The 14,230-nt window shown below is 68.0% G+C and carries 15 protein-coding genes; 3 read left to right on the plus strand and 12 right to left on the minus strand.

Translation table 11 applies throughout. The features are described from left to right. Positions 1–96 precede the first annotated feature (96 nt). Complete coding sequence (locus tag AC3A4E_RS17045; RefSeq protein WP_487632667.1) at positions 97–798, plus strand: YdcF family protein; 702 nt, start codon at positions 97–99, stop codon at positions 796–798. Positions 799–868: 70 nt separating this feature from the next. On the opposite strand, the gene AC3A4E_RS17050 is transcribed toward AC3A4E_RS17045, so the two are convergent. The 12 genes from AC3A4E_RS17050 to AC3A4E_RS17105 all read right to left on the minus strand — a co-directional run bounded on the left by AC3A4E_RS17050 (position 869) and on the right by AC3A4E_RS17105 (position 12,499). Further along, positions 869–2,665, minus strand: a complete 1,797-nt coding sequence (locus tag AC3A4E_RS17050; RefSeq protein ID WP_487632668.1) for a DUF885 domain-containing protein — start codon at positions 2,663–2,665, stop codon at positions 869–871. Between the two features lie 209 nt (positions 2,666–2,874). Continuing rightward, on the minus strand, positions 2,875–5,145 hold the full coding sequence (locus AC3A4E_RS17055) for a S9 family peptidase (protein WP_487632669.1): 2,271 nt from the start codon (positions 5,143–5,145) through the stop codon (positions 2,875–2,877). Between the two features lie 62 nt (positions 5,146–5,207). Then, complete coding sequence (locus AC3A4E_RS17060) at positions 5,208–5,552, minus strand: hypothetical protein (protein ID WP_487632670.1); 345 nt, start codon at positions 5,550–5,552, stop codon at positions 5,208–5,210. An 82-nt stretch (positions 5,553–5,634) separates the two neighbouring features. Further along, entirely contained in the window at positions 5,635–6,330 is a 696-nt protein-coding gene (locus AC3A4E_RS17065; protein ID WP_487632671.1) for a glutathione binding-like protein, read from the minus strand. A gap of 228 nt (positions 6,331–6,558) precedes the next feature. Then, a complete protein-coding gene (rpmG, locus tag AC3A4E_RS17070; protein WP_096296520.1) occupies positions 6,559–6,723 on the minus strand; it encodes a 50S ribosomal protein L33 in 165 nt (54 codons plus the stop codon). A gap of 11 nt (positions 6,724–6,734) precedes the next feature. Continuing rightward, positions 6,735–6,971: a 50S ribosomal protein L28 gene (rpmB, locus tag AC3A4E_RS17075; RefSeq protein ID WP_096209782.1), complete on the minus strand. Its 237-nt coding sequence runs from the start codon at positions 6,969–6,971 to the stop codon at positions 6,735–6,737. 300 nt (positions 6,972–7,271) lie between these two features. Continuing rightward, the gene (locus AC3A4E_RS17080) at positions 7,272–7,889 is read right to left on the minus strand and encodes a DUF2894 domain-containing protein (protein ID WP_487632672.1); all 618 of its coding nucleotides are present in this window, start codon (positions 7,887–7,889) and stop codon (positions 7,272–7,274) included. Continuing rightward, positions 7,879–8,523, minus strand: a complete 645-nt coding sequence (locus AC3A4E_RS17085) for an OmpA family protein (RefSeq protein WP_487632673.1) — start codon at positions 8,521–8,523, stop codon at positions 7,879–7,881. Before AC3A4E_RS17085 ends, AC3A4E_RS17080 begins: the two co-directional genes overlap by 11 nt. Beyond that, entirely contained in the window at positions 8,520–10,871 is a 2,352-nt protein-coding gene (locus AC3A4E_RS17090) for a DUF802 domain-containing protein (protein ID WP_487632674.1), read from the minus strand. Before AC3A4E_RS17090 ends, AC3A4E_RS17085 begins: the two co-directional genes overlap by 4 nt. Positions 10,872–10,881: 10 nt before the next feature. Beyond that, positions 10,882–11,607, minus strand: a complete 726-nt coding sequence (locus AC3A4E_RS17095; protein WP_487632675.1) for a DUF3348 domain-containing protein — start codon at positions 11,605–11,607, stop codon at positions 10,882–10,884. Further along, on the minus strand, positions 11,529–12,128 hold the full coding sequence (locus AC3A4E_RS17100; RefSeq protein ID WP_487632676.1) for a hypothetical protein: 600 nt from the start codon (positions 12,126–12,128) through the stop codon (positions 11,529–11,531). Before AC3A4E_RS17100 ends, AC3A4E_RS17095 begins: the two co-directional genes overlap by 79 nt. A gap of 116 nt (positions 12,129–12,244) precedes the next feature. Beyond that, positions 12,245–12,499, minus strand: coding sequence for a hypothetical protein (locus AC3A4E_RS17105; protein ID WP_487632677.1), 255 nt, complete (start codon positions 12,497–12,499; stop codon positions 12,245–12,247). Between the two features lie 109 nt (positions 12,500–12,608). Here AC3A4E_RS17105 and AC3A4E_RS17110 point away from each other — a divergent pair, with 109 nt between their 5' ends. Next, positions 12,609–13,475 carry a hypothetical protein gene (locus AC3A4E_RS17110; RefSeq protein WP_487632678.1) on the plus strand — a complete coding sequence of 289 codons (867 nt, stop codon included), beginning with the start codon at positions 12,609–12,611 and terminating at the stop codon, positions 13,473–13,475. A gap of 216 nt (positions 13,476–13,691) precedes the next feature. Beyond that, complete coding sequence (locus AC3A4E_RS17115; protein WP_487632679.1) at positions 13,692–14,201, plus strand: nuclear transport factor 2 family protein; 510 nt, start codon at positions 13,692–13,694, stop codon at positions 14,199–14,201. Positions 14,202–14,230: the final 29 nt, after the last annotated feature.

Genomic DNA, 14,230 nt, shown 5'->3' on the forward strand with positions numbered 1-14,230 from the left:
GGGCTTGCGGGAAAGCGGCCGAGTATAGCCACTGCACGGTGAGGCTAGACTTCAGGGCCAACCCTTGGTCCTGAACGCCCGGAGCGTTCATTTGCGATGGCTTCGAGCCGCCTGCTGCACCGTCTGGACAAGCTTGCCGACCGCGATGCCCTGCATACGCTCGGCGTGGCGGCCGCGGCATGCGTGCTGAGCTTCGGACTGGTCTACGTGGGGTATCTGGTGCACGTGGTGCGGATTGCGCGTGCCGCACCCTGCGTGCCCGAGCACGGACAGTGCGTGCTCGTGTTCGGCAAGCATTCGCCGCAGGGTCGCCTGGACACCGACTTCCAGATGCGTCTGTCGCGCGCGGCGACGCTGTGGAGTTCGCACGCGCCCCACAGCGTGTTGCTGCTCGGCGGCGGTCCGGCCGGTACGCCGACCGAGGCGGCGCTGGCGCGCGACGCGCTGCATGGACTGGGCGTGCCCGAGGACGCGCCGCTGATCCTGGAGGATGCCTCCCGCGACACGCTGGAGAATCTGCGCAACGCCCGCGGCCTGCTCGCGGCGGCAGCCGCTCCGCATGCGGGCACGCACCACGTCACCCTGCTCAGCAACCGCTACCACCTCGCCCGCTGCGCCCTGTACGCACGTGGTCTGGGACTGAACTGGGAACTGTGTGCGGCCGAACCGGCGCTGTCGTGGCGGCCCGGCATGCTCTGGCGGATCGCCGAAGAAGCCGCCTATGTGTGCTGGCTCGACATCGGCAGCCGCTGGGCGCGGTTGATCGGCCACCGCCGGATGCTCGACCGGATCCGCTAGGGCCCGGCACGCCCGCGACGCGCAGCGCGCGGTCGTGGACGCGGGGCCCTGAGCCCCGCGTCCCGCACCGTCAACGGCGCTGCTGCGCCGGGATGAACACCGTTTCCACCGCTTCGGCCAGCTGGTCCGGCGGCAGCAGGCCCTGGTCGAGCAGGAAGTTGTTGAACGCGCGGCGATCGAACTTCTCGCCCAGTGCCAGCTCGGTGCGCATGCGCAGTTCGAGAATGCGGGTGTAGCCGTAGAAATAGCTCGTCGCCTGGCCCGGTGCGTTGAAGGTGTAGCGGTCCAGTTCCTGGCGCGCCATCGCCGGCGACAGCATCACTTCCTCGGTCAGCACACGGCCGGCGCGTTCGCGGTCGATGGTGCCGAGGTTGAGCATCGGGTCGAGCATCGCGCGCGCGGCGCGCAGCAGGCGGAACTGCAGCGCGATCAGCTGGCCATCGAGCGGTTCGTAGGGCACCAGTTCGGCTTCGGCATACAGCGCCCAGCCTTCGACGTTGACCGAGTTGAACGCGAACATCGAGCGCGCCAGCGATACGCCGCGCTCCACCATCGCGGTGAACTGCAGCTCGTGGCCGGGACGGCCTTCGTGCGCGGACAGCGTCCAGCGCACGGCATCGAAGTTGAAGTCGTCGTAGGCCGCGTCGTCACCGGTACCGCCGGGGTTGCCGACCGGCAGTACGAAGGTGCCCTGCTGGCCGGTGTTGCCGACCAGCGGCGCCGGGCGGAAATGCGGCGCGGGCTGCGCGGCCGATTCGGCATCCGAGCCCAGGCGCATCTGCATCTCGCGCTGCGGTACGTCGACGATGTTCTCGCGTTCGATGATCGGATCGATCGCGTCGATCACTTCGCGATAGCTCGCTTCCAGCCGCGCGTTGGGAATCGTGTCGCGCTTGAGCGCGGCGATGACTTCGCGGTAGTCGGTCGCGTCGATGCCCTTTTCCTTGGCGACCAGCGGCGCGAGCTGCTGCATCTGCGCGCGGATTTCCATGAAGGCCAGCTGCGCGCGCTGCATCAGCAGCTGCGGGTCGACATCGGTGCCGTACTGCTTGAGCCCGAACGCATAGAGTTCCGGCGGCAGGCGAGTATCTTCGCGCGCCTTCGGCAGCACGGTGGTACGGGTCCAGGTGGCGTAGTCGGTGATCTGCTTCGCGGCCGCGTCCAGCGCTTCCTCCGCGCCTTCGATCTTGTATTCCTCGAACAGCTTGCGGATGCCGGCGATGTAGGTGTCGGTGCCGTCGAGTGCGCGCTGCACTTCGAGCTTCGTCGGCTGCAGCAGTTCGGGATTCGACAGACGCTCTTCATAGCGGGCACGCGCGAGCTCGGTGATCGGCGTGCTGCCTTCGGTGAGTCCGGTGTAGCGCTTGAGCCGGTCGATGGCCTTGGCCTGGCGCTCGGGCGGTGTCTGCGCCGACAGCAGGTCGTTGATGCCGCCGAAGATCTGCTGCGGGGCATCCGCCCATGGCAGCAGGTATTTTTCGTTGAGCGTGCTGCCTTCGATGCTCTGGTCGATGCTGGTCAGCAGGATCTGCAGGTCCTGGCGCACGTTGGCGTCGCGCTCGAGCTCGAGCTGCGTCTGCAGCTTCGTGCGCGCGCCGGCGAGTGCCGCGCGGTAACGCGCGGCGTTGTCGGGGCCGAGGTCGGCGACCTGGTCGTCATAGCCCGGCACGCCGAAGAACCCTGCGAACTCGGGCTGGAACGGCGCCTGGGCGTCGATCAGGATCTGCGAGAGTTCGTTGCTGCGTGTGACCCAGGCCGGCGATGCGGTCTGCGACGCGGCGACGGCGGCCTTGGCGTCATCGGTGTGGGCGAGGGCCGTGAGCGGCGCGGCGAGGGACAGGGCAATCGCGAGAACGAGCGGTTTCATGGCAGCACCAGCGGCAAGGACGAACGCCGACCGTAGGCGCTCGCGTGCGTGCCGGCAATGGCCGGAGGTCACGGCGCCGGCAGTGCGTGGTGGTGACCGGCGTATCCGCTCCAGCAATCCGACGATCTGCCCGAGCTCGCGCCACCTGCCATGCGGCGGCGAAGGTGGCGGAAGCGTAGATATGCGGCGGTTGCCCTCGCCGCGTGTGGTCAGGGCGCCAGACACCGCGCGAGGAAGGCCTCGCTGGTGCGATAGCGATGCAGCGCGTCACGTCCGCGCAGGCCGTGCTTGGCGCCCGGATAGGTCATCAGTTCGAACGGCGTGCCGGCCTGCTGCAGCTGACTCATCAGCTGCGTGGCATTGGTGAACAACACGTTGTCGTCGGCCATGCCGTGGATCAGCAGCAGCGCGTTCGGCCTGATGCTGTCGGCGTGGGTGAACACGCTGGCCTCGCGGTAACCGTCGACGTTGGCCTTCGGCAGATTCATGTAGCGCTCGGTGTAGTGCGTGTCGTAGAGCGCCCAGTCGGCGACCGGCGCACCGGCGATGCCGCAGGCGTAGGCGTCGGGCGCTTTTGCCAGCAGCATCAGCGTCATGTAGCCGCCGTTCGACCAGCCGTTGACGGCGATGCGGTCGCCGTCGACCCACGGTTGCGACTTCAACCACTCGACGCCGCGCACCTGGTCCTCGACCTCGACCGTGCCCTGGCGCTCGTACAGCGCGCCGACGAAATCGCGGCCGCGACGTGGCGTGCCGCGGTTGTCGAGCGAGAACACCACATAGCCTTGCTGCGCGAGGTACTGGTGGAAGCTCGCGTCGGCGCGGCCTGGCCACGTGTCGAGCACGGTCTGCGCGGCTGGGCCGCCATAGACGAACACGACGACCGGGTGCGGCTTGGTCTCGTCGAAATCCGCCGGCTTGATCAGCGAGTAGTGCAGCGGTGTGCGGCCGTCGGCGGCGGTCAGCGTGCCGAACTCGGTCGGACGGTGCGCGGCTAGGAACGGCGCGTAGGGATGATCGGCCGCGGCGAGATCGTTCTCGACCAGCGTCGCGAGCTGCGTGCCGTCGGCGCGATGCAGCGCGATCTGCGGCGGCGTGGTCGTGTTCGACCAGCTGTCGACGTAGACCGAGGCATTGCGCGCGAAGCTGGCGCCATGCATGCCGGGCTCTCGCGACAGCGCGGTGTAGGCACGCTTGCCATCGAGACCGACGCTGTAGATCCGCGATTCGGTCGCGCGCGGCAGCGCCTTGCCGTCTTCGAGCGCCATGCCGGCGCGGAAGTAGGCCAGGCCCGCCGTGGCATCGACCGCCAGCAGTTCGTCGACCGGCCAGTCGCCCTGCGTGAGCTGGGTCATGCGACGGCCGTCCTCGGACGCGAGATACAGATGCTGGAAGCCGTCGCGCTCGGACGACCACACGAAGCGGCCGTCATCGAGGAAGCGCAGGCTGTCGTGAAGCGGTACCCAGGTGCGGCCACGCTCGGTGACCAGCGTGCGCCGCGCACCGGTGGCGAGCGTGGTCTCGATCAGTTCGAGCGTCTGCTGGTCGCGCGACTGGCGCTGGAAGGTCAGGCGCTGCGCATCGCGCCACTGCACGCGGGCGAGGTAGATGTCGGTGTTCCTGCCGAGATCGACGTCCGTCACCGTGCCGCCCTGCGGCGCGACGACATGCAGTGTCACGCGCACGTTGTCGTCGCCAGCAGCCGGGTAGCGCTGCTCGACGACTTCGGTGCGATCGGGATAGACCTCGTAGCGCTTCTGCACCGGCACCGGCGATTCGTCGATGCGCGCATACGCGATGCCGCTGTCATCGGGCGCCCACCAGTAACCGGTGTGGCGGTTCATTTCCTCGTCGGCGACGAACTCGGCGACACCGTTGCCGATGACTTCGTTACCGTCGGTCGTCAGCTGGCGCTCGGCGCCGCTGGCGAGATCGATGACCCACAGATTGCGTGCGCGCACGAAACTGACGAAGCCGCCGCCCGGCGACACCTTCGGGTCGGTCGCGAAGCCGCCGCCGTCGGTGAGCTGACGCACTGCATCGCTGCCGGACTTCGACAGGTCGTAGAGATACAGCTCGCCGCCGAGCGGGAACAGCAGGCGCTGTGCGTCCGGCGCCCACTGGTAATCGACGATGCCCGACTGCCCTGCGATGCGCTGCCGCTCGCGACGCGCCTTCTCGGCATCGCTGAGTGTTTCCTCGCCCGGCAGCACGACCTTTGAATCGACCAGCATCCGCGTCTGCCCGCTGGCGATGTCGTATTCCCACAGATCCAGCTGGTTGCGGTTCTCGTCCTTGCCGCGCAGGAAGGTCACGCGCGAGCCGTCCGGTGCGACCTGCGGCTTCATCAGCGTCGGCCCCGACAGCGGCGCATCGCCGGTGATGGCTTCCAGCGTGAGACCGCCGGCGGCGGGCGGCGTGGCGGCAAGGGCGGAGGAGGTGGCGATCATCAGGGCGGCAGCGGCAAGTACGGAGCGCATGGCGGGTCCATTGGAGCGAGGCGCCCAGTGTATCGGGTGGGCAGACGGCGCTCCGGTGATGCTCAGTCCGCGCCGGCCTCGCGGCGCGTCGTACCGTCCGACCAGCCCCACATGCGATGCACCTGCGGCTGGAAGGTGTGCAGCACATGGCCGCCGGTGCCGACTGTGGCCGGCGGCAGGCACGCGGCCCGCGCGCCATCGTCGGCGATGTACCAGACCGCGCGATCGGGCGTCGTTGTGACGTGCGCCAGCGTGAGCAATTCCGCAGCCAAGTCGGGTGCCGCCGTGCGTTTCCAGTCATTGCCGGCGAGTGCATCGCAGCGCGTCGCGTCGGCGGTCACGGGGGCAGAGGTTGTCGCGCAGGCGGCGAGCAGGCAGGCCGCAGTCGACAGGGCAATCGTTCGCATCGGACGTCGTCCTTGATCCGGATAGTCGTCCGATCCTACGCAAGCGCGCGCGGCGGTGCAGACCGCCACCCGCAACGATGGGTCAGCGACGCCCCTGCCCGAACAACAGCTTCTTTTCCTCATCGCTCATCGTCTTGCCGGCGTCGGGATTCACGTCCTTCGCCCTGGCATACGCGCGCTCCGTGGCCGGGCGTGCCTTGATCGCGGCGTGCCAGCGCTGGACTTCCGGATAGGGCGTCATGTCGATCGGCGCCTTGTCGTACACGCCGATCCACGGATACGTCGCCATGTCGGCAATCGAATACGCGTCGCCGGCGATGAAGTCGCGGCCCTTCAGATGCGTGTCGAGCACCTGCAGCAGGCGGTTGGCCTCATTGGTGTAGCGGTCGATCGCGTAGGGAATCTTCTCCGGCGCATAGACGTTGAAGTGGCCGTACTGGCCGGTCATCGGCCCCAGGCCGGCCATCTGCCAGAACAGCCATTCCAGCGTCGCGATGCGCGCGCGCGGATCGGTCGACAGGAACTGTCCGGACTTCTCCGCCAGATACAGCAGGATCGCGCCGGACTCGAACACGGTCTGCGGTTCGCCGCCGTCGGCAGGAGCGCGGTCGATGATCGCCGGCATCTTGTTGTTCGGCGAGAACGCCAGGTACTCGGGCTTGAACTGGTCGCCCTTGCCGATGTTGACCGGGTGGATCGTGTAGTCGAGGCCGGATTCTTCGAGGAACAGCGTGACCTTGTGGCCGTTGGGGGTGGGCCAGTAGTGCAGGTCGATCATGGGGATGACGCTCCGCGGGACAGGTGCATCGAGTCTAGGCGTGTCGACGTACCGCAGCGCGAACGCGCCCTGCACCGGTGCGTTGCAGCGCTGGCGGCTGCCCTGCACGCCGATCGCCAGGCCCCGGACGCACGAAACCCGCCTTGCGGCGGGTTTCGTGGGAGGCGCTCGACCCCGCTCGCGCGGAGATGAGGCAACGTCAGCCGCGCAAGCGCGCGGGTCGTTGCATCACTTGATCTTGCCTTCCTTGTAGATCACGTGCTTCCGGACGACGGGGTCGTACTTCTTGAACTCCATCTTGCCGGGGGTGTTCTTCTTGTTCTTGTCCGTGGTGTAGAAATGCCCGGTGTTGGCCGAGGAAATCAGACGGATCTTGTCGCGCTTGCCTGCCATGTTCTAACTCCTCAGACCTTTTCGCCGCGGGCACGAAGCTCGGCGAGGACGACGTCGATGCCGTTCTTGTCGATGGTGCGCAGGGCCTTGGTGGATACACGCAGCTTGATCCAGCGGTTTTCGCTGGCAACCCAGAAACGACGCTCATGCAGGTTCGGCATGAAGCGGCGGCGGGTCTTGTTCATGGCATGCGACACGTTGTTGCCATGCGTCGTACGCTTGCCAGTGACTTGGCAGACTCGGGACATTACGCACCTCGAAGTATTTGATATCGCCCTTAGCCAGGGAGATGGCGGCCCCGATGGCAGAGCCATCGCGCGGTACGGGTGGGACAAGCGTTCGATGCACCGCTGCCGGGAATCGCGCTTCCGGGCGGCAGGTCAGGCCATGTTTCCATGGGCTGGACGCAGCGAGCCGGCCATTCTGCGGAAATTTCCCTTGCCGCGCAAGGTCTTGGCGGGACATGCCGGGCGGTTGCGCCTCTTGGCGGGGTGACGATCAGCGAAATGCCGGCCGCGCGGCTGTCGCCACGACAGCGCGCGTCCTGTTCAGCCGCGCTTGCGCGCCCGGGGTTTGCGCGGCTTCGCGCCGACGGGCGCCGCCGTTTCCTTGCCGGTCAGCACGCCCGCGTCCTGCAGGGTCTCCAGCCAGGACAGCGTGTCGACGTAGGACAGGAAGTGCTGCAGATACGCCGGCGACAGGCCGCCCATCAGCGTCAGGGAGCGGTGTGCCAGGGCTGCGGAGTTCAGCGGTCCGGCACCGGTCGGAGCCTGGGCCAGCGACGTGCGGACCTGGGTACGCGTCCGCAGTGTCGACCAGAGCGCGCGGAAGTCGTCGACCGCAGGCAGTTCGGGCCAGCGCGCGCCCAGGCCGGCCTTCGACAGGTCCGTGCGCGGACGCGCCGCCATGTCGGTGACCAGCGCGCCCAGATCGGCGCAGGAGTCGGCCGCGCGCTGCGGCTTGCCAGCCTGTGCGACCGCCAGTGCGTACGCGTCCGCCAGCACGGCGAGCTTCGCATCCAACAGTTGTCGCGCATCTCCATCGCGCGCGAGCGCGCGCTGCTGCAGGGCCGCGATGCGATGGAAGCGCAGCGGATCGACGCGGTCGGCGCCCTGTGCGCGCCAGCCGTCGAGCCGCGCGGCGATGTCGGTGCGGTCAGGGGGCATCGGTGCGGGTGGCGGACTGCTGGCGCGGCACCGGTGCCATTTCGACACGGCGATTCTGCGCGCGACCGGACGCCTCACTGTTGGAGCTGACCGGCTGCTGGGCGCCGAATGCGGCGGCGAACACCGACTCGGCCGGCACGCCATCAGCGATCAGCTCGCGCGTCACCGTCAACGCGCGCTGGGCCGAGAGTTCCCAGTTGTCGGAGAAGCGGTTGCCGTCGCGCACCAGCCGGTCATCGGTGAAGCCACTGACCATGAGGATCTCGTCGCGCGAAGCGAGGTATTCCGCCAGCGGCCCCGCCAGGCTCTGCAGCAGTTCGCGGCCTTCGGGCTGCAACTGGTCGGACCCGTCGGCGAACAGCACGCTGCCGCGGATGCCGATACGGCCGTTGACCAGTGTGATGCGACCGGCTGCGAGTGGGGCGGCCAGCGCCTGCTCGAGCGTCTGGCGGCGCTGCGTCTCGGCCTCGCGCTGGGCGATCTCCGCGTCCAGCTTGAGTTCGAGCTGCAGCTGCACGCCGATCACGCCGACCAGGATCAGCACGAACGCGCCCAGCAGCACCGACATCAGGTCGCCGAACGCGGCCCAGATCGGCGCGGACGATTCGTGATCGCCTTCCAGCTCCACGCTCATGCGGATGCGGCGCGCGGCGCGCCGAGCTGTTGCAGGTCTTCGATGATCTGCTTCTGCGCCAGCACGCTGAGGTCCACGACCTCACGCGCCTGCGCCACGTAATACGCCAGCTGCTCGTCGCTGCGCGCCAGCGATTTCTCCAGCGCGTCCTCGATGCCCTGCAGACGCGTCGCGAGCTGCTGGTTCGATTCGCCGAAGACCTCGACCGCGGCGCCAAACGCCTCGCCGAGACTCGCGACATCCGCCGCGCCGACGCTGAGCGTCGTGGCCACGCCGTCGAGCTTGCCGGTCTCCATTTCGATGTGATCGGTGAAGCGCGTGCCGACGCGTTCCAGCAGATCGGCCGAGGTCGCGACCAGTGCATCGATCGCCGCGCGCTGTTCGGTCGAGGCGTGGTTCACCGCGCTCAGCAGCGTGTCCAGCGTCGACAGCATCTGCGTGCGCTCTTCCAGCATCGCGGTGTCGCGCACCATGCTCTCCGACAGCGACTGGCGGAGTTCGGCGATGACCTCGGCGGCTGCGCGTGGCGCTTCCGATGCGGTGTCGACCAAGCGCGAGATCTCGGCGATGGTCTCGCTGGCATGCGCCTGCGTCTGCGCGCCGATGGTGTCGGCGGTGGTCGCGAGCGTGTCGCAGATCGCCTGCTGCTGGCGCGTGGTCTCGGCGCCGGCCCGCGCCCAGTCCTCGCGCAGCGCGGCGCCCATCGCGGTCAGGCTGTCGGTCCACGCAGCCAGGCGCTGGGCGTCCTGCGACGCGAGTGCGGTCTGCAGCCCGGCATGCGAACTGTCCACCTGCTGCAGCAGCGCGGCCGAGTGGGTTTCGAACGTCGCCGCGGCTGCCGTCAGTGCCTGCTGGTGCTGCGCGCTCATCGCGTCGTTGGTCGCGGTCTGCTTTTCGAGTGCGTCGTTCCAGGCGGCGCTCACGCTGCCGGCGGTCGCGTCGAGACGCGTGGCGACGCCGTCGACCAGTGCGGTGGCGCGCTGCTCGAAGGTTTCGCCGATGCCGTCAAGCGTGCTGCGCAGATCGGACGTCAGCGCGGCATGCGACGCCTGCTGCGCGGCCAGCGCGTCCTGCCAGCGTTCGGCCACGTTCGCCGTCGATGCATCGAAGCCGGTCGTCAGCGCCTGCAGCTGGCGGTCGACGGCGCCTGTCACGGTCTCGTGCAGCGCGGTGGTCTGCGCAGTCGTCGCATCGAGACGCGTGGTGACGTCGCCGAGCAGGCCGTTCGCGCGCTGCTCGAACGTCGTGTTGAAGCCGTCGAGCGCGCCGCGCAGATCGCGCGCCAGGGTTTCGTTCGACGCCTGTTGGCCGTCCACCGCCTGCTGCCAACGATCAGCCACGGTTGCAGTCGATGCTTCGAAGCCGGCGGTCAGCGTCTGCAACTGGCGCTCGACCGCCTCGGACACTGTCGCCTGCAGCGCTGCGGTTTCGCGTGCGAGCGCGGCCATCGTCGTTTCGAACACCGGCTGCAACGCGGCCGTTGCGGCGCGCGCGCTGTCGGCGACGCTGGTCTGCAGGGCGCGTTCGACCGAGCCGGCCAACTGCGTGTAGACCGCTTCGGTGCGGCCGTGGAAAGCGTCCTGGTTGGCAGTGTGTCGCTCGCCGGCGGCCGCGTTCTGCTGCTCGATCGTCGCCATCATCGCGCCCAGCCGCTCGACCAGCGTCGGCATCACTTCGGTCTGCTGCTGCAGCAGACGCAGGGTTTCCTCGCGCTGGTGCGCCTGCGAATGCGTGCGCAGCGTCGTCGCGGCGGCCACGTCCAGCAGTTGCACGGTGTGCGCGCGTTCGCGGCGCAGCAGCGCCGAGGCCAGGCCCAGCATCGCCGACGTCGCGATGCCGGCGATCGACGTGCCGAACGCGAAGCCCAGGCCCTTGACCGGTGCGGCCAGCGAATCGCGGATCGCCTGCAGATCGGTCGCCGTCTCCAGCGCCATGCCGGTGCCGCGCAGCATCACCATCATGCCCAGCAGCGTGCCCAGCATGCCCAGCAGCACCAGCATGCCGACCAGATACGGCGTCAGTGCCGGCACCGGCAGCGCGACGCGCTCGCCCTCGATGCGCAGGCGCACCGCATTGCGCAGACCGGCATCCAGCCCGCCCAGCCACGCGCCCAGCGACGCCGGCGGTGCGTTCAACTGCGCCACGCCATCGGTCAGCGTCTCCGTGGCCTGCCGGTAGCGCAGCAGCTCCAGACCACCGGCGACGTAACAGGCGCCGATCAGCAGCGTGACGGCGAGCGCCAGCGTGTTCGAGCCGATGTAGCCGATGGCGATCCAGCCGACCACGGCGAGGCCGAGGGCGAACACGAACGCGGGAAGGAGAGTGGTGTGGCGACTGCTTGAGGACATAAGGACTGCGTCAGTGGGTGCGAAGCGCTGCGAGCAGCCCCTCGACCGGTTGGAAACGGACATCCAGTTCGGCGATCAGCACGCCCTGCATGTCCCTGCGAAAACCATCGAGCCAGGCCGCGGACGGATCCGTGGCCGACGCACCCGCGGCGGCGCGCAGCCGCTCGAAGTGCGTTTCGAGCAATGCCGGCACCGCACCGAGCAACGCGTGCTCGCGCGGGCTCAATGCGCCCTCCATCACCGCATCCACCTCGGCCAGCCGCGCCATGTCGGCCGACCGTTGTGCCAACCGGTCGCGCAGATCGCCGCGCAGCCGGCCTGTCGCAATCTGCATCGACCGCTGCAGCGCCAGATGGCGCTGGCGGAAGGGCGCGAAGTCGATTGCGGCCTCGGCTCCGGCTTCGGCTTCGTCCGACGGCCCGGCCGCATGCGGCTGGGGGATCGCCAGTTCCGGCGCTTCGGCGATCGACGCCAGCAGCGTCGCACGCGCCTTGGCGCACACGGCCGCGTCATCCCGATCAACGACTTGCGCGCTCTGTTCAGTCTCGGACGCCTTCGCGTCGAGCACCTTCGACAGCACCACCGCCCGCGTCCAGTCGATCCACTGGCTCAGACGCTCGGCCGGCGCCGGGCCGCCTTGCGGCAGCGTGTCGTCGGTCAGGCGGGCAAGCAGCCGGATGAAGGTCGGGCCGCGGAAGGCGGGGCGGGGCGGGGAATCCAAGGGGGGCGCGCGCAAAAGACGGCGATTTTACAGTGCGCGTGCATCCCGGCGGGCGGCGCTCCGGCGCCAGGCCCGGAATGCGAGGGCGGCGCCTGCTTCGGATACAGAAAGTCGCGCGCCTGGTTTCGGCGGGACGACGGTTTCAGGCCGGTGCGCCGGTCGCCCCGCGTCAGTCCGCCCAGGCGGGCTTTGGCCTGACTCAAGGCGATGGCCGAGTTGCGGCCGGCCAGCGTCACGACACGGAACTCCGCCACCGTAACCAACACAAGCGATGTCTCGGAGGCATCGAGGCCATCGTCATGCTCCAGCCACTGGATCATGGCCGCGGTCGCGGCGCGCACGACCTCGTCCAGCGACGACGCCTGCCCGGATGCACGTGTCGTCCTCGACCCGCGGCGCAGCCAGTGCGCGGTTGCGCCTTGGGCGATCCGGTTGTTCGAGTCCGGCAGTCCGGGTCGCGATGCCGGTCGAGGTCGGTTGAGTCTGTCGGCGTCGTCGAAATCCAGCCGCAGCGGCCGGATGCGTGCAGCCGACACGTCACCCAAAACGGATGCGCTCTTCCAATCTGCGCTGCGGCGTTGATTCTTGACAGATAGATGCCGGTTCCATGGGAATTTCGGTACATTCGCTTACGTTGGCGGGGAGCCGGCAATCAAAAGGACTTGACCGTGATTCGTACGTGTTCTTCTTCGTTATTGATGGCGCGCTTGACGTTGGCGATCAGCTTGTTGGGATCGGCGGCAGCCATCGCTGCGCCGGATCCGCAAGGCTCGTGGGACTTGATTGATGTTGAAGAGCGCAGCGTGGCGACCGCATGCGTCAGCAAGCCGCCGTCGGCGGGACTCGACAAAGCCGTGCTACCGGAGTTCTGCGCATGCTTTGCCAAGAAGACAGTGGGTTTCAGCATGCTTGCGCAGATGGCTGGCATAACGGAAGGCGAGGTGGAAGCGCTCAGATCCACCGCGGTTGACCGGTGTTCGCGCGAAGTAGAGCAAGCAGCACCCAATTGAATCTTCTTGTCAGACGCCCTTGAGCGAACCAACGGTGTCCGAACCAAGGGTGTCAGTTTCACTTTGCAGGGACAGCTGTGTCGGATTCCTTCAATCGCCCACTGCAGTGACCTTGAAGTTGGAGTGCGAGCGAAGACCAGGATGCGCTTTGTTCTTCGGAAGGGAGAAGTCATGCGCCGTGTGTTCGCCATTCCACTGATGGCTGTTCTCACCAGCGGGTTCTCGATGACCGCCGAGGCGACATCTCTGGACGAGTCCGTGCAGATCGAGTTCCTGTGGGCGCCCACGCCGGCGGATGCGCTCGCCCGGCAGCCCACACGCGGCTTCCTGCTCGACGGGCAGCACGCGCATCAGATCTGCGTCGTGGCGATTCACGCGCCACATGCGTATCGCGAACTGCGGGTTGATGCCGCCGATGCGGACGGTCGACAGGCGGGCAGCCAGCGGCACGACGACTTCCGCGGTGACAAGCGGTGCTACCCGCTGGCACTGGACCCGCAGGGCACGCCGGGGTCCTGGACGTTCACTGTGTTCCTGGGTGGCGTGCAACGCGGGACCGGGAGTATCGAGGTCGCGCGACGGCTGGAAGAGGCGGCGTTCTACCGGCCTTCGGGCATTCCCTATGTGCTGGTCAGACCGAACTACGATGCGTCCATTCCACCAGATGCCTTCATCGGGCGCCTGGTCTGGACCATGGATGTCGATGCGGACGGACGTGTCACCGACGTCAAGGTCGAGAGCGCAGAGGGTGTCGGAGAGCGGATGCGGCATCGGGCGATCGCTGCTGGTTGGCTGTCGCTTTTTCCACCGGATCCCGCGCGTGCTGCGGAACCGCTGCGCTACCGGCGTGAGCTGACGTTTGCGACCGATTGATGCGGTTGCAGTTGCAGGCCGTACCGTCTCGAAGTGACGGTCCGGACGATCGACAGGTCCGCCGAGGAATGATCATTCGGTGGCCGGTGTTCCCGGGTCAGGGCGTTGAAGGATCGACGGTTCATGAAGCTGCGCGCTATCCGTGCAGTCCCATAACGTGGAGCGGGCCGGCGATACAGCCGGTTTGAAGCATCCCTTTCCGGACGGAGCCTGGGCATGTTGAAGATCATCGCGTTCGCTGCATTCCTGTCGGCCATCACGATGGCGTCTCCGCCGTTGTCTGCGCAGACGCACGCGCCGATAACACGCGAGGCGAATGCCGAACGCGAATTCGTCGCGCTCGCCGGCACCTACGCGAACGCGATCGTCGAACGCGACGTTGCCACGCTCGAGCGCTTGCTGGCGGAGGACTTCGTCGATGTCTCGCCCGATGGCACGGTCAGTACGCGCGTGCAGTTCATTTCCGAGTACGCGAATCCGTCGGCCGCCGCGCCAAGGTTCGAATCCGCCGTGTTCGATGCCAGCGACGCGCAGGTGCGTGTCTACGGCGACACGGCCCTCATGACCGGCCGCAGCACGTGGCGCGGAGATGCAGGCGGCCAAGCGTTCACCGGCGTACTCGTGTCCACGATGGTGGCCGTGCACCGGGACGGGCAGTGGCAGATCGCCAGCTCGCATTCGAGTTCGGTGCCGCCCGGGCAGGACGCGTCATCCCCGGCGGAGTGACCGGCGCCCGACGCGCGGCGTTCGCACGA

This window comes from Luteimonas sp. Soil_N_1 (genome assembly GCF_057656255.1).